Genomic DNA, 18,128 nt, shown 5'->3' on the forward strand with positions numbered 1-18,128 from the left:
GCGTCCATGCCCTGGCTTCATGAAGCCTGGCAGAGCCTGCAGAAACGTCTTGCCGAGAACCGGCTGCCCCATGCGCTGCTGGTTACCGGGGAGCGTGGTGTCGGTAAACGGATGTTCGCGGACGGGCTGGCTGCGCTGCTGATCTGCGAACAACCGGCCAGCGACAGTGATAACGGCCATCAGCCGTGCGGTGTGTGCAAGCAATGCGAGCTGGTTTCGGCGGGTACCCATCCGGATATCCGGATATACACCCCGGAAAAATCGCGGATGATCAAGATAGACCAGGTGCGCGCCCTGTCCACGTTTGCGGTGTCGTCCCCGCAGGTCGGGCGGCGCAAGATTGCCATTATTGATCGTGCGGACCAGTTGAACATCAACTCCGCGAACGCCCTGCTCAAAACCCTGGAAGAGCCATCCGACGATGTCGTGCTGATTTTGCTGCAGGAAAGCGGGCGTCCGGTTTTACCGACTATCCGGTCCCGGTGCCAGAACCTGTTGATTGCGATTCCTGATGGCGACGCGGCTGCCCGATGGCTGGCGGCGGAAGTTATGAAGCTCGACGAGGCAGACCAACCGTCAGCCGAATTGTGCGGTAAAGCATTGGCGCTTTCCGGCAATGCACCCAGACTGGCCTATGAGTATCTGACCAGTGATTTCCTGACGCAGCGCGATCAGGCACTGGCGCAGTTTCGCCAGTTCATGAAAGGGCAGTTAACGGTGGGAGAAGCCGCCAAGCCTTTCAAAGCCATGGGGTTGGAAGGCGCCCTTTGGCTGTTTGAGGGCTGGGCCGCGGACCTGGCCCGGATAACGGCCGGCGGCAGCCCGAGGGATACGGATGCGGCGGATATGCTCGGTTATCTGGCCAAATCCAACCCGCCCTGGCGCGCGCACCAGATACTGGCGTTGATCCATGAGGCCAGGTCTGCCGGCGTATACAATGTGAACCCGGAGTTGGAAGCCGTTCGGCTGTTGATCGCCTGGCAGGATTTAATGCCACGTAAACGGGCATCGGCCTGATCCCGATCGGCTACCGCAGGGAGAGCGATTTCGGTCAACTGCTGCTATGATTGCGAAATATCAGGGAATTTGATCCGCAGGTCGGATTAGTTAAGCAGGTCGGATTAGCCGCAGGCGTAATCCGACAAAACAACGTTTACAGCCATACAGACAGAAAGGTGTTAACTATGGGCCCCGGTTTTGGCGCACGAAGTGGCATTCTGACACTCACCATCAAGGACAAGGCCGTTCTGTACGCCGCGTATATGCCATACATCCGGCAGGGTGGGCTGTTCATCCCCACCCAGAAGCAGTATCAACTTGGGGATGAAGTGTTTCTGCTGCTCAACCTGATGGATGAGCCCGAGAAGATCCCGGTTGCTGGAAAGGTAATCTGGATTACCCCGAAAGGCGCTCAGGGGAACCGGGCGGCCGGTATCGGTGTCCAGTTCAATGGGGACGATGAAACCGCGCGAACCAAGATCGAGTCCTATCTGGCCGGGTCACTGAGTTCAGACCGTCCGACCCACACCATGTAACCGGAAGCGAACAAACCCTTTAATGAATGATATTGCGTTGTCCCCAAATGTGGCCGTTGATGCATCCTGTGAAGAGATAAACTGGCCCCTGCGAAATATCGAACTGGCCGGGCTGCATTGGCCCGCCGCCGATGGCCAAAGCGACTCCTGTCCGATTCTGATGCTCCATGGCTGGCTGGATAATAGCCTGACGTTTGCTCACCTGGCGCCGGAGCTGTGTGCAGAACGTGATGTGTACGCAGTGGATATGGCGGGTCACGGTCATTCCGGCCATCGCCCGGACGGTCAGAGTTACCTGCTGATGGATTACGTATCCGACCTGGCGGAACTGGTTGAGCGCCATTTCGGTGATTGTCCTGACCACCAGGTGGATCTGGTGGGTCATTCCCTCGGCGGCATCGTCTGTGTGCTCTACGCCGCGGCGTTTCCGGAACATGTCCGCAGCCTGGTGATGATTGACAGCATTGGCCCGATCAGCCGGCCACCGGAAGACACCATCCCGCAGTTGCGTAAAGCCATCAAAAAACGCATGACCGGCTCGGGTAAGTCAGTGGTCTACCCAGATATAGAGACTGCGGCCAAGGCAAGGGAAGGTGGCCTGAGCCCATTGTCCCCCGAGGCCGCGATGACGCTGATCCCCCGCAACATGAGAGACGTTGGGGAGGGGCATGTCTGGCGCACTGATCCCCGGCTCCGGCATCCTTCAATCATGATGCTGGAAGAATCGCAGGTTCTTGCTTGTCTGCAGAAGGTCACTACCCGCACGCTTTTCATTCGCGCCGAAGATGGCCTGTTGTCCCACCGAAAAGGCTGGGAGCCTCGGCTGAAAGCCATTTCCCGGATGGAAACCGTAATCGTGCCGGGCGGCCATCACTGTCATTTTGAAGGGGACGTAACGCCCGTCAGCCGTGCAATCAGGACATTTATCAACCATGACGGTTAAAGCGCTACTGAACTATCTCATCGCCGGTTTGCTAGTGTTGGCCGGCGTCGCCCCCGTTGTGCAGGCTGATGAAGATGCCCCGTCCGGTTTCCCGGATGCATTCCCCCAGTCTTCACTGGAAGAGGAAGTTCCGGTTGTGTCATCCGGTCATCTGGTTCTGTTCAGTCCGGTCAGGGAGGTCAACAACGCGATTCGCTCTGATCGCATGGCGCGGATTCCGGTCAAGGGCGTCGGCCGGCTTTACCAGATTAACCGGGATGCCAGTCGTGGCGAAGCTCGGGAGCATTACCAGACCCTTCTGCAGTCACGCGGTGCCCAGGTGCTGTTCGAATGCAGTGGTCGCAGTTGTGGTCGCAGTAATGTCTGGGCGAACCAGATTTTTGATCAGTCCACGCTGTACGGGCGTGATGCCGATCAGGACTACCTGGTTGCCGCGGTGACGGGAGAATCCGGCAAGACCTGGCTGACCCTGGTCTACACTGTTACTCGCGGTACCCAACGTGAATATGTCTGGATCGAGCATCTGGAGGCCAGTGAGGGCGCGGCAATTCCCGGTCTCGATTCCGCCAATGCAAGGGTGCGTGGTCCAATCATCATTCCGTGGCAGGGGGGCATCACCCATCGCTTTGAATGGAGTGCAACGGATCGTCGAATGCTGAATAACTGGGTAGAGGAAGAGGGCGCTCAGGTGGTACTCACCGGTTTTGCGTCACTCGGGGAAGATGAGCCCCTGGAGGCAGCCATGGAGCGGGCACAAAATGCCATGGAGTCCCTGTCACAGGTCCTCGAAAAAAGCGGGGTATCAAAGAGTCGACAGACACTGATAACCGTCGGGCCGTCCGTTGTTTTACTTTCTCCCGAGCGTCAGGGTGATCGTGTCGAAATTGTTGTGATTACGAGGTGATCCGGGTGAATAAACCGACAGACAAGCATGCCGATCAGGCCGAGAAGCCAGCGGACGGTGCGTCTGCTGTTGTCGAGGGGGCAGGTATCTCTGCTGCGAAATCGCCTGCGTCATCAGAAAAGAAACCGTTGAAACCGGGCAAGGGCAAAACCGTTGCGCTGACTCTTGGCAGCGGTGGAGCCAGGGGCTACGCCCATATTGGCGCGATCGAGGTTCTGGAAGAGCGGGGCTATGAAATAACTGCCATATCCGGGTGTTCCATGGGCGCCCTGGTGGGCGGAATGTATGCGGCCGGGAAAATGAAGGATTACAAGGACTGGGTGACCGGACTCGGCCAGTTTGATGTGCTCAGGTTACTGGATGTGACCTTCAATGCGGTGGGTGCCATTCGTGGCGAGAAGATATTCTCCGTGGTGCGTGACATGCTAGGGGACACCCGCATTGAGGATCTGCCCATCGCCTATACCGCCGTTGCCACGGACTTACTGTCACACAAGGAAATCTGGTTTCAGGAAGGGCCTCTTGATCAGGCGATTCGTGCTTCCGTTGCCATTCCCAGTGTCGTGACGCCGCTGGTTCTGAATGGCCGGGTTCTGGTTGACGGCGCATTGTTGAACCCGCTGCCCATCATTCCCACCATTTCTTCCCACGCCGATATGATTGTGGCGGTAAACCTCAGCGGCGAGGATGACCGCCGCCGCCGAATTCCCGATGCAGCCTTCAATGACGCGGGTGAAAGCGATGACAGTGATACTGAAGAGTGGGTGAACGTTATCCGGGATAAAGCGTCGCGCTGGTTTGACTGGGACGCCATCAAAACCTTCACCAGTCGCAAGGGGGCGGGCTCCACCGGTGACTCGCCGGTGGACAAGATCAGCAAGGCCGTAGAGAAAAAGCAGGCAGAAAAGATACAGGATGATCCGGAACTGACCCATGAAACCATCGACTGGGACAAGCTGGGTATTGGCAAGTTTGACGTTATGAACCTGACCATCGAAACCATGCAGAGCGCCCTGGTTCAGTACAAGATTGCCGGTTATCCGCCGGACTTGCTGGTGAATGTGCCGAAGAATGCCTCCCGCAGCTACGATTACCACAAGGCGCCGGAGCTTATTCAGCTGGGTCGGGAGCGTATGGCAGCGGCATTGGACCGGTACGAGGAGAGTCGCACCAGTTCCGGCCCGCTCGCGGTCTGAGCGGGGTTGATGGTTGGGGCTGCAGTAGCGCGGGCAAACAGCGTATAATGCCGGCCAGATACGCACCCACACAGGAATCCGAATGTCGTGACCAGCCCCATCGATGACCTGCATACCGTGAGGGACTTCCTGCGGTACGTTTCTTCCCGATTCTCCGCCTCGGAGTTGTATTTTGGCCATGGCACGGACAACGTGTGGGATGAGGCCGTGCAACTGGTGATGCGCAGCCTGCATCTGCCCCTGGAGAACAACACGCTGTTCCTGGATGCCCGTCTCATCCGGGAGGAACGGGAGCTTATTATCAGCCGTACGCGCAGGCGCATCGAAGAGCGTGTGCCGCTGGCTTATCTGCTGGGTGAGGCCTGGTTTATGGGCATGCCGTTCAATGTGGATGAGCGCGTGCTGGTTCCGCGCTCTCCCATTGGTGAACTGATTGAGCGCGGCCTTCAACCCTGGCTTGGTGATCGCCCCGTTGGGCGTATTCTCGACCTTTGCACGGGCAGTGGCTGCATCGGCATCGGAGCTGCCACGATATTTGAAGACGCGGAAGTCGATCTTTCGGATGTTTCGCCGGATGCCCTGGACGTGGCCAGATCCAACATCGAGCTTCACGAGTTGGGCGACCGGGTACGCACGGTTCAATCGGATGTGTTCGACGGCATTGAAGGGCGTTATGACGTTATCCTGAGTAATCCGCCCTATGTTGACGCCGAGGATTTAGCCGGCATGCCGGATGAGTTTCGCCATGAACCGGAACTCGGACTGGCTGCCGGGGATGACGGTCTGCACATTGCTCACAGGATCATCGCTGGCGCGGCGGATCATTTGAACCCGGGCGGGCTGCTTATTGTCGAAGTCGGCAATAGCTGGGTGGCCCTTGAGCAGGCCTATCCGGATATGCCGCTGACCTGGCTGGATTTTGAAAATGGTGGTGACGGCGTCTTCCTGGTGACTGCAGAAGACCTTCGCCAGTGGCAGAAAAAATCCTGAGAACTTTTTTATAAAACCTGGATAAGATACTGAATCATGTCGGGAAACTCCTTCGGAAAGTTGTTCACAGTTACCACCTTTGGTGAGAGTCACGGCGCTGCACTGGGATGCATTATTGACGGTTGCCCTCCGGGACTGTCGTTGTCCGAAGAGGACATGCAGCGGGACCTGGATCGCCGCAAGCCGGGAACTTCTCGACATACGACACAGCGTCGTGAAGCGGATGAGGTGAAAATCCTGTCCGGGGTGTTCGAGGGAAAGACCACCGGCACTCCAATTGGACTGGTGATTGAAAACACCGATCAGCGATCCAAGGATTACTCCAAGATTTCCGGGCAGTTCCGTCCGGCCCATGCGGACTACACCTACGCCCATAAGTACGGCATTCGCGATTACCGGGGCGGTGGTCGCTCTTCTGCCCGGGAGACTGCCATGAGGGTTGCGGCAGGCGCGGTGGCAAGGAAGTTTCTTGAGCAGCGCCTGGGCATCCGCATCCGGGGGTACCTGTCGCAGCTCGGCCCGATCAAGGCGGAAAAATTTGATTGGGATCAGGTACACCAAAATCCCTTCTTCTGTCCCGACGTCGACAAAGTAGCGGAGATGGAAGCCTACATGGACGCCCTGCGAAAAGAGGGGGACTCCATTGGCGCCAGGATCAACGTGGTGGCTGATGGGGTGCCGCCGGGACTGGGCGAGCCGATTTTTGACCGTCTGGACGCAGACCTGGCCCATGCGCTGATGAGTATCAACGCAGTGAAAGGGGTGGAAATTGGCGCCGGCTTTGGCTGTATTGAGCAAAAGGGCACCGAGCACCGCGATGAAATGACGCCTGAAGGCTTTCTGTCCAACAACGCTGGCGGCGTGCTTGGGGGAATTTCTTCCGGCCAGCCGATCCTGGCCAGTATTGCCCTGAAACCGACATCCAGCCTGCGGTTGCCAGGACGAAGTATTGATGTTGACGGTAATCCCGTGGAGGTTATTACCACCGGTCGCCATGATCCCTGCGTGGGTATCCGGGCAACGCCGATCGCCGAGGCAATGATGGCCATGGTGCTGATGGACCACTACTTACGCCATCGCGGACAGAATGGCGATGTGGAGGTCTCCACACCGGTTCTCGGCCAACTCTGACGCCAACCCCGCTTACTTGGTGGTCGTAGGTCGGATTAGCCAAAGGCGTAATCCGACAATTGTCGGGCATTAGTGGCATCCTGAAGGGTTATTGTTATCTACTGGCGGCTCTCAAACCTCTATTTCTGGTTCTTTGCCCTCTTGGGAGGGCTTCTTCCCTATTGGTCCCTTTACCTTGAGGGGCAGGGCTTTTCCTATCTCCAGATCGCCACGCTGATGGCGACCATCCAGCTCACCAAGATCATCGCGCCCAGCGTGTGGGGCTGGTTGGGGGACCGGTCGGGGCAGCGAGTGCGATTGGTCCGGTTTGGCGCCATTACCGGGTCCCTGTTTTTTGCCGGTGTTTTCCTGGAACCCGGGTTCTACGGACTGCTGCTTGTCATGCTGGCGTTTACCTTTTTCTGGAATGCCATCCTGCCGCTCTACGAGGTGATCACGCTCAGAGCTCTGGGGAAGCAAAAGGACAAATACGGCAGGGTCAGGCTGTGGGGGTCTGTCGGGTTTATCGGCGCCGTGGCGCTCGTGGGCGGGATTCTGGAATGGGTGCCTATCCAGAAGCTGCCATGGCTGCTTTTGCCGGTGTTTGCGGGGATAGCGGTGTCGGCCTTTCTGGTGCCGTCTGAGCGAGGTGAACGAAAGCCACCAGCCCCTAAGGGTAGCCTGAAGGCCATTGTCACCCATCCGGCGGTGGTGTCATTTTTCCTGATGAATTTTCTGCTCCAGGTATCTCATGGGGCTTACTACACCTTCTTCAGTATCCATCTGGAACAACACGGCTATGGCAAGTTGTCCATTGGCCTGTTGTGGTCCCTGGGGGTGGTGGCGGAGATCGGACTGTTTCTGGTGATGCATCGGCTATCCCGTACTTTTTCGGTTCGCCAGATTGCCATCGGCGCACTGACGCTGACCATGATCCGCTGGGTGTTAATTGCCGAGTTAACGGATGTGGTCGCTGTGCTGCTGTTTGCCCAGCTCCTGCACGCGGCTTCTTATGGCGCCCTGCATGCCATTTCAGTGCAATACATCCAGGGCTTTTTTGGCCAGCACCACCATGGTCAGGGCCAGGCGCTCTACAGCGGGTTGACGTTTGGCGCCGGCGGCGCGGCGGGGGCGTGGTTGTCGGGTTTTCTGGTGGATGGTATCAGCACATCAGCGGCGTTCTGGGGTGGGGCAATCGCAATGATGGTGGCGATCGTCATCACCTGGCGAGGGCTCAGAGCCCCGCCGAAAGATGAAAGCAGCCTGGCGCCGAATTAGTCCGGCTTGCCTCCGTCTTCCTCGGCTTTAACCACTTCAATCAAAGCCCTCGCGGCACTGCTGAGCTGACGGCCAGAAAGACCGACGGCACCGAGCACCCGCGTGACCGGAAACCCAATATCCAGACGGTGAATGCTGTTATCCATCATGCTCACTGGCAGCACGCTCCAGCCCAGCCCGACGCTAGTCATCATCTTGATGGTCTCAAGATAATTGGTCGGCATTTTTGGGTGCAGGGGCAGGTTGGCCTCCAGAAACAGGCGGCTGACCACCCGATAGGTCGCCGTCGTAGTGTCCGGCAGCAACGCCGGATGCCCCGCGAGATCCTCCAGCCTGGGCGATTCAAGCCCTGCCAGCGGGTGTTCCGGCCCAGACACAAAAGCCATGGGGTCGGGCCACTGATCGTACACCATGAAATTCCCTTCCATGCTGTCGCTCAGGGTGACAAACGCCAGCTCCGCGTTGCGCTTGCGCATCTGTTCAAAAGCCGCATCCGATTCCATAAACTGCAGGTTCAGCGACACATTCGGGAACTCCCGGCTGAACCGGCGCAGCCAGTTAGGCAGGTGGTGAAGCCCGATATGGTGGCTGGCGATGATCTGCAGCTCGCCTTCCACCTGTCCGGAATCCGGAGATAGCGCCACCCGGGCATTATGAATCTCATCGAGGATCTTGCGGGCATGGGGGAGCAGCCGGGCGCCGGCGTCCGTAAGCCTGATCTGGCGGTGGCTGCGGTCAATCAGCGAAGTGCCGAGCTGATTTTCGAGTGCCGCCAAACGTTTGGAAATAGCAGGCTGGGTCAGATGGAGGATTTCAGCGGCTTCAGAAAATGAGCCCTGATCAACGATTGTTATAAACGCCCTTAAAGAATTGGAGTCCATTTGGGAACCCTTGTATCGCCTAGATTGGTGGCACTCGGAGCCGCGTTTACGCAAAAATAGGATATGCCAAGAAGGAATGCAAAGAATAAAAAACATGAATTGAGGTTATCCAGTGCAGAGCGGTAAGATAGCCTTATAGAGAGTCATAATCAGAAACCCCCAAAGAGTGAGAAAGAACCATGGCGGGCAAGACCTTATACGACAAATTGTGGGACGACCATCTCGTCAAGCAGCGGGACGACGGCTCCGCATTGATTTATATCGACCGGCAGTTGCTTCATGAAGTGACGTCGCCCCAGGCCTTCGAAGGGCTGCGCCTGGCGGGCCGCAAGCCGTGGCGGATTGACGCCAACATCGCCACGCCGGATCACAACGTGCCCACCACCGACCGTGACCGTGGTGTTGAAGGCATTGTGGACCCGGTATCCCGTATCCAGGTCGAAACCCTCGACAAGAACTGCGATGAATTCGGCATACTCGAATTCAAGATCAAGGATCAGCGCCAGGGCATCGTCCATGTGATTGGCCCGGAGCAGGGCGCCACCCTGCCGGGCATGTCCATCGTCTGTGGCGACTCCCACACCTCCACACATGGGGCCTTCGGCTGTCTCGCCCACGGCATTGGCACCTCGGAAGTGGAACATGTGTTGGCCACCCAGTGCCTGGTGCAGCAGAAGATGAAAAACATGCTGGTCAGGGTGAACGGCAAACTTGGACCCGGAGTCACCGGTAAAGACGTCGTACTGGCCATCATTGGAAAGATTGGTACCGCAGGTGGAACCGGCTACGCCATCGAGTTCGGCGGAGAAGCCATTCAGGGGTTGAGCATGGAAGCCCGCATGACCATCTGCAACATGGCCATTGAGGCCGGTGCCCGTGTTGGCATGGTAGGCGTGGATGATACCACCATCAATTACGTCAAGGACCGCCCGTTCTCGCCCATAGGCGATCAGTGGGAGGCAGCCGTTGACTACTGGCGTACCTTGCACAGCGATGATGACGCAGAGTTTGACAAAGTCGTGGAGCTTGATGGTTCCGCTATCAAGCCGCAGGTCAGTTGGGGGACTTCGCCGGAAATGGTGGCCGGTGTGGACGGCAATGTGCCCGACCCGGAGAAAGAAGCGGATCCCATCAAGCGCGAGGGTATCGTCCGGGCGCTCAAATACATGGGGCTTCAGCCGAACATGCCCATTACCGATATCAAGCTGGATCGTGTGTTTATTGGCTCATGCACCAACAGTCGTATCGAGGATCTCCGCGAAGCCGCAGCGGTAGTGAAAGGGCGCAAAGTATCTCCGACACTCAAGCAAGCGATGGTCGTGCCTGGATCCGGGCTGGTGAAGGCTCAGGCGGAGCAGGAAGGGCTGGACAAGATCTTCATAGAAGCCGGTCTGGAATGGCGTGACCCGGGCTGCTCCATGTGTCTGGCCATGAATGCTGACAAACTGGGGCAGGGCGAGCATTGTGCCTCTACCTCGAACCGGAACTTTGAGGGGCGTCAGGGCTTCGGTGGCCGCACCCACCTGGTGAGCCCGGCCATGGCCGCGGCAGCCGCTGTTACCGGCCACTTCGTTGATGTCCGCGAATTGATGCACTGATCCACAGGAGAGAACCATGCGCGCATTTACGCAACACCAGGGCATTGTCGCCCCCATGGACCGTTCCAATGTGGACACGGACATGATTATTCCCAAGCAGTTTCTGAAATCCATCAAGCGCACGGGGTTTGGCCCGAACCTGTTCGACGAACTGCGCTATCTGGATGAAGGCAAACCGGACCAGGATTGTTCCCAGCGTCCGATCAATCCGGACTTTGTGTTGAACCAGGATCGTTACAAAAACGCCAGCGTACTTCTGGCCCGGGCCAACTTCGGTTGCGGTTCCAGTCGTGAACACGCCCCCTGGGCGCTGGATGATTACGGTTTTCGGGTGATTATTGCGCCCAGCTTTGCGGATATTTTTTACAATAACTGCTTTAAGAATGGTCTGTTACCCATTGTTTTGGAAGAAAAAGTGGTTGACCAGCTTTTTCAGGAGGCCGAGGCTCAGGAAGGCTATCAGTTGGCGGTGGACCTTGAGGCTAAAACCGTGACGACACCGTCCGGAGAGTCCTTCAGTTTCGATGTTGATGATTTTCGGCGGCATTGCCTGCTAAACGGGCTGGACGACATTGGCGTCACGCTGGAAGATGCAGAGCTGATTAAATCGTACGAAGAAAGCCGCCGGAAAACGGCTCCGTGGTTATTTAACGCCGGCAATTGATCGCCTCAGTGTCGGATTACGCTTTCGCTAATCCGACCTACAAGAACCCAAGAGTAGGTCGGATTAGCCAACGGCGTAATCCGACAAATCAGCAATCTTGCAAGGAAAAGCTATGTCCAGAACTGTACTAATGCTGCCGGGTGACGGCATCGGCCCGGAAATCGTCGCTGAAGCCGAGAAAGTGCTTCATAAAATCAACGAAAAGTTCGGCCTCGGTCTGACCTTTGAGTCCGGGCTGGTCGGCGGTGCGGCTATCGACGAAACGGACAGCCCACTGCCGGAAGACACCCTGGATAAAGCCCGTAAGGCGGATGCGATTGTTCTGGGCGCTGTAGGTGGTCCGAAATGGGACAGCATGCCGATGGCGAAACGCCCGGAAAAGGGGTTGCTGGGGCTGCGCTCCAGTCTGGAGCTGTTTGCCAACCTCCGCCCGGCGATTCTATACCCGCAGCTTGCTTCTGCATCTTCCCTGAAGCCGGAAGTGGTTTCCGGTCTGGACATCATGATCGTGCGGGAACTGACCGGTGGTATCTATTTTGGCCAGCCCCGCGGTGTGCGCGAACTGGAAAGCGGTGAGCGCCAGGGTTACAACACCTACGCCTACACCGAATCGGAAATTCGTCGTATCGGGCGGGTGGCTTTTGAGGCCGCACAGCAGCGCGGCAAGAAACTGTGTTCCGTCGACAAGGCCAACGTGCTGGAAGTGACGGTCCTGTGGCGGGAAATCATGGAAGACCTGCGCCGGGAGTACCCGGACGTTGAACTGTCCCACATGTACGTTGATAACGCGGCGATGCAGCTGGTTCGTGCCCCCAAACAATTCGATGTGATTGTGACTGGCAACATGTTTGGTGATATTCTTTCGGACGAAGCGGCTATGCTCACCGGTTCGATTGGCATGTTACCATCGGCTTCCCTGAACTCGGAAAAGCAGGGCATGTACGAGCCTTGCCACGGTTCGGCGCCGGATATCGCCGGTCAGGGCGTGGCCAATCCGCTGGCAACCATCCTCAGTGCCGCCATGATGTTGCGGTACAGCCTGAACGAGGAAAAAGCCGCCGAGACCATTGAGGCGGCAGTCAGCAAGGTACTGGACCAGGGGCTTCGTACCGCGGACATCATGTCCGAAGGGGCGAAAAAGGTGTCCACCCGTGAAATGGGTGAGGCGGTTCTGGCGGCGTTGTAAGCCGCGGCCCGGGTTAATGTATTTGAGACCCGACGGTAACGGGACGCAGTTACCGCGGGATCATCCATCCTGTCCCTGCCAGCGATAAAGGCAGAGGGCGGGCATAAAACGAGGTTCAAAGGTCGCACATGAAGCGAGTTGGACTTATTGGCTGGCGTGGCATGGTGGGCTCTGTCCTCATGCAACGCATGCGTGAAGAAAACGATTTCGCGGATATCGAACCGGTATTCTTTACCACATCCCAGGCCGGCAAACCGGCACCGGACGTAGGTAAGGAAGGCGTTCCTCCCCTGCAGGACGCGTTTGATGTCGATATCCTGAAAACCATGGATGTCATCGTTACCTGTCAGGGGGGCGATTACACCGGCGAGGTTTACCAGAAACTGCGTGATGCAGGCTGGGCAGGCTACTGGATCGATGCGGCATCCACACTGCGGATGGTGGATCATTCCGTGATTGTTCTGGATCCCGTCAACCGCAACGTTATTGACGAAGCGCTGGACAAGGGCGTCAAGGATTACATCGGTGGTAACTGCACCGTCAGCCTGATGATGCTGGCCCTGGGTGGCCTGCTGGAGCAGGATCTGATCGAGTGGGTGTCTCCAATGACCTACCAGGCGGCTTCCGGTTCCGGTGCCCAGAACATGCGCGAACTGCTCAACCAGATGGGTGAGTTGAACGGCAGCGTCAAGAGCGAGCTGGACAGCCCTTCGTCAGCGATTCTGGACATTGACCGCAAGGTCACCGAAACCATGCGTTCCGATGGCTTTCCGACCGAGCACTTCCAGGTGCCCCTGGCCGGCAGCCTGATTCCGTTTATCGACAAGCAGCTTGATAACGGCATGAGCAAGGAAGAGTGGAAAGCGGGCGTTGAGACCAACAAAATCCTTGGTCGCTCTGACAACCCGATTCCCATTGATGGTATCTGTGTCCGGATTGGCGCGATGCGTTCTCACAGTCAGGCGCTGACCATCAAGCTCAAGAAGGACCTTCCGGTTTCCGAGATTGAGTCTATTCTGGCGAAGGCCAATGACTGGGTGAAGGTGATCCCCAATGATCGTGATGCGACCATTGAAGAGCTGACACCGGCCAAGGTTACTGGAACCCTGAGCGTACCGATCGGCCGAATCCGCAAGCTGACCATGGGGCCGGAATATATTTCCGCGTTCACCGTGGGGGATCAGCTGTTGTGGGGGGCTGCCGAACCGCTGCGCAGGATGCTCCGGATTCTCCAGGAGCGTTAATGGCTGTGTAACAGTTGGTATTAAATGCCAACTGTGTCCGGTTTCAGAGAGCCGGTCAGGGGGCGGAGGCTGCAATCAGCCTTCGCCCCTGTTATTTTTCAGAAGCGAGTTTGTAGGTGTTCGTGCCTGGGTAGGGCTACTGCTTCCCGTACTGATCAAGCCGATCATCCGTTCGGTAACAGTAAGTTCCGCGCCTTTTGTAAAAAAATGGTACAACGACTGCAGCTGATTGATTGATAAAACGGGCTTTATCAACAATACTTGGCCCACTGAAAATTAAAAAGATTACATAATAACTATAGAAAACCAGACGGAAGTCATCCAACCTCGTCCGATTCTGTTTGAAAAAGCAGTAACGAATAACGGAGACTGGTAAGGAAAAAGCATGAAGGTACGCAAGCTTGCGGTTGCCCTGGCTCTGGCGGGAGGGCTCGGTTCCGGTGTCGCACAGGCCCTGGGGCTGGGTGAAATTGAACTGCAGTCCTATCTCAATGAGCCTCTTGAAGCAGATATCAACCTGCGTAAAAGCCGGGGAATCGATCCTGACGATGTATTCGTCAATATCGCTTCAGAAGGCGATTACCAGAGAGTCGGTATTGATCGGAACTATTTCCTTACCAAACTCAAATTTGAGGTTACGACCAGCAGTGACGGTAATCTGATCGTCAACGTATCCTCAAGAGAACCGCTCCGCGAGCCATATCTGAACTTCCTGCTGGAAGTGACCTGGCCAAGCGGCAGGCTGATGCGGGAATATTCACTGCTGGTAGACCCACCTGTTTACGCTGAAGAATCAGGTATTCAGGAGCAGGTGTCTGCGCCGGCCACCCGTCAGTCAACGACACCTGAGGCCAGCACCGGAACTTCGCAGCCTTCCGGGCAGCGCCTGTCTGACGGTACCTCATCTTCACGTACCACTGCTGGCCCCCGTACGCTTGGGCCAACCAATTCTTCCGACACGCTCTGGCAAATTGCCCAAAGCGTGAAGCCGAATGACAGCGTTTCTACGCAACAGGTCATGCTGGCTATCCAGGATCTGAATTCAGACGCGTTTATTGATGGCAATATCAATCGTCTCAAGCGCGGTGAAGTGTTGAGGGTTCCAGATCTGGAACAGATTCGTAGTCGTAGCCGTGGTGAGGCCAATCGCCAGGTCTCGATGCAGAATGAGGCGCTTTCCAGTCAGACCCGTACGGTGGACGCCACCGAATCGCGGTCGTCAGACGAGGCTGCCCCGGACACCGCAGGTGCTGGTGGTGATGAGCTGCGGTTGATTGCGGCAGATGATTCAGGCAGCCGTGATAGCGAAGACGGCGGGTCCGCAGGTGGCGATGGTCAGACCGCTGGCGGCGTCGATGCGGGTTCTGCAGTGGCGATGGAAGAACTTGAAAGTGCTCGCCGCGAAACCGAGGAGCTGAACAGCCGGGTGGAAGACCTTCAGGATCAGGTCGAAACCCTGCAACGCCTGCTGGAGTTGAAAGATAGCCAGTTGGCTGAGATGCAGCAGATGGGCGGTGATGAAGAGACGTCAGCGACAGCCCAGCCTGGCGAAGATAAGACCATGGATGAAGACCCCATGGCCGCCGATGATGAGATCGTTGGCCAGGGAGAGCCAGAGCAACCGGTCAGTGAAGATCAGGACGTCGCCGGGGAATCAACCGAAACCGCGGATGCGACCGGTGAGTCTGCTGAAGCAGGAGGTCCTGAAGGACTGGAAACCGGTGACGACGTTGCTGAAGCCAATGGTGATCTGTCGGCAGCCAAGGGCGACGAGCCCGCTGAAGAAGATATGGCAGCAGCTAACGATACCGGACTGTCTGGTCAGGATGGGCCTGGTCCGGAAGAAGGGGCGGATGATCCCGCCCCCGGAACTCAGCCGTCGGTTACAGAGCCAAATACGACCGAGGAGCCCGCCACTCAGCCGGCTGCTCCGGCGCAACAGTCGGACAAGGGTTTCCCTGGCAATGTCATAGATGCGATTACCAATAACCCCCTGTATCAGATCGCCCTTGGCGGCGGCCTGATTCTGCTTTTATTGCTGTTGTTGCTTCTGGCGCGTCGTAACGCAAATCGCGAAAAGGCGTTCTATGAGCAATTGAATGGGGAAGAGGGTGATGGCTCAGATACCTTTGATCTGAGCCTTGAAGACGATGAGCCTGCAGATACGGCAGCGGGTGATCCCATGGCTGAGGCGGAAACCTATATCGCCTACGGCCAGATGGATAAAGCGGCTCAATCCCTGGAAACTGCGATTTCCAGGGAACCCAGCCGCACTGATCTCAGGCTGAAGCTGCTGGGCGTGTACGCAGACACCCAGGATCGGGAATCGTTTGATAAGCAGTTCCGTGAGATTGAGGCGTTGGAAGATGACAGCGCCATCGCGGAAGCCGGCACGCTGCGGGAAAGGCTGGACGAAGCGGAGTCCATGCCCAGTATTGATGACCTGGAGTCCCAGTTACGTTCTGATTCCTTTGGTCGGGAAGAAGAAACGTCTGGCGAGGAGACAGTATCGTCCGAGAGTGGCGTCCATCTGACGAATGAGACCCTTGGCGACCAGGGGGAGTCCGGTCAGCCTGAGCAGTCCACGGACGAGCTTGAGCAATTTGATACCGATTTCTCCGACCTGGAGCTGACGGAAGAGCCGGAGGTGGGGCAGAAGTCTGAGTCAGAGGCTGACTCCGACGACGGTACGATCGAGTACGATCTCTCGGGCATTGAGGGAGCCAGGGATGATGAGGTCCCCGCTGTTGAGGGCGTTGAAGATGATGATGACCTGAGCTTTGACTTTGAGGACTCCTCCCTGGAAGGTGACGCCGACACGGCATCCGTTGAGGCTTCAGACGATTTGTCTGATGAATTGTCTCTGGAAGATTTTGACAGCCTTGAAAGCGATCTCACCACGGATGACGCGGCCGAAAAGGCAAATGAGGCGCCATCGCTTGAGGAACCGGTTGAAGGCAATACCCGGGAAGGCGAGGGGCTTGGTGATCTCGATGAATCCTTCCTCGATGAGCTGGATGCGGAACTCGACAAGGTTGCCGACGAGTCCGGCGATGACCCCCTGGCGGGCGAAGAGTCCGGCATGGATGACCTTGAGCTGGATGTTTCTGACGAAGACCTGGCGCTGATGGAAGAGTTTTCGGAGTCCGGCGATGCCGATACACCGGAAGTCGATGCACCGGAAACTGAAGAGCCCGCTCCGGAGCTGGATGAGGAGCTTGATCTGGAGGATTCCCTGATGGACAACAAGGACGAGACACCAGAGGAGCTTTCGGATCTCGGCGAAACCGATGAATTTTCGGCCGATGCCTCTGAAACTTCAGAAGAAACGGATGTCGAGCCACCCGTGGCTTCGGATTCACTGGATGCGGATTCCCGCAAAACAGCGATTGAAGATCTTGACGAATCCGACCTGGGCGATGATGACGACTTTGACTTCCTCGCAGGTACAGATGAAGCGGCGACCAAACTGGATCTGGCTCGTGCTTACATCGAAATGGGGGATGTGGACGGCGCCCGCGACATTCTTGAGGAAGTTTCGCTGGAAGGAAGCGATGAGCAGAAGACAGAAGCGCAGGATCTTCTTAAAAATCTGTCCTGATTCGTTATAATCAGGCTCATCGAACGCAGAACGCCGGCTACCGGGCGCTGACCCGGTCACAGCCGGCGTTTTGTTTTGTTATACAGGTTAGTCGGATTGTCACTTGTTTCTGAACCCGCAAGCACTTACCACGGATAATGCCATAGGCGATGGCCGCGTCGCCCTGGCTTTTGAATACGACGGACGCTCCTTTCACGGCTGGCAGGCACAGAAATCCGGTGTTCGCTCGGTTGAGGCGGAGCTGGCCCGGGCTGTATCAAAAGTGGCCGATCACGAGGTGGATCTGGTCTGCGCCGGTCGTACCGACGCGAGTGTTCACGCCAGTTACCAGATTGCTCATTTTGACACGTCATCGGTGCGCAACCTGCGTTCGTGGGTGATGGGCATCAACACGGCATTGCCTGATGACATCGCCGTGCATTGGGCCGGGAATGGCGTTGGCGATTTTCACGCCCGGTTTTCCGCCACCTATCGCCGTTATCGTTACGTGATCTATAACCACCCGGTCCGGCCCGGTATCCAGCGTGGACAGGTCAGCTGGACATTTCGCCCCCTGGACGCGGAAAAGATGCACGAGGCTGCCCAATTCCTTCAGGGCGAGCACGACTTCTCCTCATTCCGTGCTGCTGGCTGCCAGTCCCGCACCCCCAATCGCTTTATGGAGCATATACAGGTAAGCCGAAAAGGCGAATTCGTCGTAATTGATATACAGGCCAATGCGTTCCTTCATCACATGGTCAGGAATATTGCCGGTGCCTTGATGGCGGTTGGTACCGGTAAGCGACCTGTGCAGTGGATTCGTGAGATACTTGAGGCCAAAGACCGGACGGTGGCTGGAGTGACCGCGCCGGCATTCGGGTTGTATCTGGTGGATGTGGGCTATCCTGAGCGATTCGGAATACCGTCCGCTCTCTGTGGCCCGGGGTTTCTCCGCCCCTGGTTTGAGCATGACTACAACCGACCACGGCAGCCCACGTGGACCCATCGAACCAATTGAC

15 protein-coding genes are annotated in these 18,128 nt (G+C 57.0%); 14 read left to right on the forward strand and 1 reads right to left on the reverse strand.

Features of this window, described 5'->3' with window-relative positions; translation table 11 throughout:
* The first annotated feature begins 6 nt into the window (after positions 1–6).
* The 8 genes from holB to ACJO3M_RS05875 all read left to right on the forward strand — a co-directional run bounded on the left by holB (position 7) and on the right by ACJO3M_RS05875 (position 7,956).
* Positions 7–1,017: a DNA polymerase III subunit delta' gene (gene holB, locus ACJO3M_RS05840; RefSeq protein ID WP_407000914.1), complete on the forward strand. Its 1,011-nt coding sequence runs from the start codon at positions 7–9 to the stop codon at positions 1,015–1,017.
* 167 nt (positions 1,018–1,184) lie between these two features.
* A complete protein-coding gene (locus ACJO3M_RS05845; RefSeq protein ID WP_008171779.1) occupies positions 1,185–1,535 on the forward strand; it encodes a PilZ domain-containing protein in 351 nt (116 codons plus the stop codon).
* A 22-nt stretch (positions 1,536–1,557) separates the two neighbouring features.
* On the forward strand, positions 1,558–2,478 hold the full coding sequence (locus tag ACJO3M_RS05850; RefSeq protein WP_407000435.1) for an alpha/beta fold hydrolase: 921 nt from the start codon (positions 1,558–1,560) through the stop codon (positions 2,476–2,478).
* Entirely contained in the window at positions 2,468–3,382 is a 915-nt protein-coding gene (locus ACJO3M_RS05855; protein ID WP_407000437.1) for a DUF4892 domain-containing protein, read from the forward strand. Before ACJO3M_RS05850 ends, ACJO3M_RS05855 begins: the two co-directional genes overlap by 11 nt.
* Positions 3,379–4,578 carry a patatin-like phospholipase family protein gene (locus ACJO3M_RS05860; protein ID WP_407000438.1) on the forward strand — a complete coding sequence of 400 codons (1,200 nt, stop codon included), beginning with the start codon at positions 3,379–3,381 and terminating at the stop codon, positions 4,576–4,578. Before ACJO3M_RS05855 ends, ACJO3M_RS05860 begins: the two co-directional genes overlap by 4 nt.
* 87 nt (positions 4,579–4,665) lie before the next feature.
* On the forward strand, positions 4,666–5,568 hold the full coding sequence (prmB, locus tag ACJO3M_RS05865; RefSeq protein WP_407000439.1) for a 50S ribosomal protein L3 N(5)-glutamine methyltransferase: 903 nt from the start codon (positions 4,666–4,668) through the stop codon (positions 5,566–5,568).
* A 36-nt stretch (positions 5,569–5,604) separates the two neighbouring features.
* Positions 5,605–6,699: a chorismate synthase gene (gene aroC, locus ACJO3M_RS05870; protein ID WP_407000440.1), complete on the forward strand. Its 1,095-nt coding sequence runs from the start codon at positions 5,605–5,607 to the stop codon at positions 6,697–6,699.
* A gap of 96 nt (positions 6,700–6,795) precedes the next feature.
* Positions 6,796–7,956 carry an MFS transporter gene (locus tag ACJO3M_RS05875; RefSeq protein ID WP_407000915.1) on the forward strand — a complete coding sequence of 387 codons (1,161 nt, stop codon included), beginning with the start codon at positions 6,796–6,798 and terminating at the stop codon, positions 7,954–7,956.
* On the opposite strand, the gene ACJO3M_RS05880 is transcribed toward ACJO3M_RS05875, so the two are convergent.
* A complete protein-coding gene (locus ACJO3M_RS05880) occupies positions 7,953–8,837 on the reverse strand; it encodes a LysR family transcriptional regulator (RefSeq protein WP_407000441.1) in 885 nt (294 codons plus the stop codon). The two genes, ACJO3M_RS05875 and ACJO3M_RS05880, sit on opposite strands and share 4 nt — an antisense overlap.
* A 179-nt stretch (positions 8,838–9,016) precedes the next feature.
* Between ACJO3M_RS05880 and leuC the strand changes: the two genes are divergently transcribed.
* The 6 genes from leuC (at position 9,017) to truA (ending at position 18,127) form a co-directional block, all read left to right on the forward strand.
* On the forward strand, positions 9,017–10,435 hold the full coding sequence (leuC, locus tag ACJO3M_RS05885) for a 3-isopropylmalate dehydratase large subunit (RefSeq protein WP_407000442.1): 1,419 nt from the start codon (positions 9,017–9,019) through the stop codon (positions 10,433–10,435).
* A 16-nt stretch (positions 10,436–10,451) separates the two neighbouring features.
* Positions 10,452–11,099, forward strand: a complete 648-nt coding sequence (gene leuD, locus ACJO3M_RS05890; protein ID WP_407000443.1) for a 3-isopropylmalate dehydratase small subunit — start codon at positions 10,452–10,454, stop codon at positions 11,097–11,099.
* A gap of 112 nt (positions 11,100–11,211) precedes the next feature.
* Positions 11,212–12,285, forward strand: a complete 1,074-nt coding sequence (gene leuB, locus ACJO3M_RS05895; protein WP_407000444.1) for a 3-isopropylmalate dehydrogenase — start codon at positions 11,212–11,214, stop codon at positions 12,283–12,285.
* A gap of 128 nt (positions 12,286–12,413) precedes the next feature.
* Positions 12,414–13,529, forward strand: coding sequence for an aspartate-semialdehyde dehydrogenase (gene asd / locus ACJO3M_RS05900; protein ID WP_407000445.1), 1,116 nt, complete (start codon positions 12,414–12,416; stop codon positions 13,527–13,529).
* A 385-nt stretch (positions 13,530–13,914) separates the two neighbouring features.
* A complete protein-coding gene (locus ACJO3M_RS05905) occupies positions 13,915–17,130 on the forward strand; it encodes a FimV/HubP family polar landmark protein (protein ID WP_407000446.1) in 3,216 nt (1,071 codons plus the stop codon).
* A gap of 103 nt (positions 17,131–17,233) precedes the next feature.
* Positions 17,234–18,127, forward strand: a complete 894-nt coding sequence (truA, locus tag ACJO3M_RS05910; protein ID WP_407000447.1) for a tRNA pseudouridine(38-40) synthase TruA — start codon at positions 17,234–17,236, stop codon at positions 18,125–18,127.
* Position 18,128 lies beyond the last annotated feature (1 nt).

Source organism: Marinobacter alkalisoli (assembly GCF_045449795.1).
Classification (GTDB): Bacteria; Pseudomonadota; Gammaproteobacteria; order Pseudomonadales; family Oleiphilaceae; genus Marinobacter.

What these genes read in the sequence shown, in the direction of transcription:
- ACJO3M_RS05850 (WP_407000435.1), top strand. Translation starts at nt 1,558, where the DNA reads ATGAATGATATTGCGTTGTCCCCAAATGTGGCCGTTGATGCATCCTGT.
- leuD (WP_407000443.1), top strand. Translation starts at nt 10,452, where the DNA reads ATGCGCGCATTTACGCAACACCAGGGCATTGTCGCCCCCATGGACCGT.
- leuB (WP_407000444.1), top strand. Translation starts at nt 11,212, where the DNA reads ATGTCCAGAACTGTACTAATGCTGCCGGGTGACGGCATCGGCCCGGAA.
- ACJO3M_RS05845 (WP_008171779.1), top strand. Translation starts at nt 1,185, where the DNA reads ATGGGCCCCGGTTTTGGCGCACGAAGTGGCATTCTGACACTCACCATC.
- ACJO3M_RS05880 (WP_407000441.1), bottom strand. Translation starts at nt 8,837, where the DNA reads ATGGACTCCAATTCTTTAAGGGCGTTTATAACAATCGTTGATCAGGGC.
- asd (WP_407000445.1), top strand. Translation starts at nt 12,414, where the DNA reads ATGAAGCGAGTTGGACTTATTGGCTGGCGTGGCATGGTGGGCTCTGTC.
- ACJO3M_RS05905 (WP_407000446.1), top strand. Translation starts at nt 13,915, where the DNA reads ATGAAGGTACGCAAGCTTGCGGTTGCCCTGGCTCTGGCGGGAGGGCTC.
- aroC (WP_407000440.1), top strand. Translation starts at nt 5,605, where the DNA reads ATGTCGGGAAACTCCTTCGGAAAGTTGTTCACAGTTACCACCTTTGGT.
- ACJO3M_RS05855 (WP_407000437.1), top strand. Translation starts at nt 2,468, where the DNA reads ATGACGGTTAAAGCGCTACTGAACTATCTCATCGCCGGTTTGCTAGTG.
- leuC (WP_407000442.1), top strand. Translation starts at nt 9,017, where the DNA reads ATGGCGGGCAAGACCTTATACGACAAATTGTGGGACGACCATCTCGTC.
- holB (WP_407000914.1), top strand. Translation starts at nt 7, where the DNA reads ATGCCCTGGCTTCATGAAGCCTGGCAGAGCCTGCAGAAACGTCTTGCC.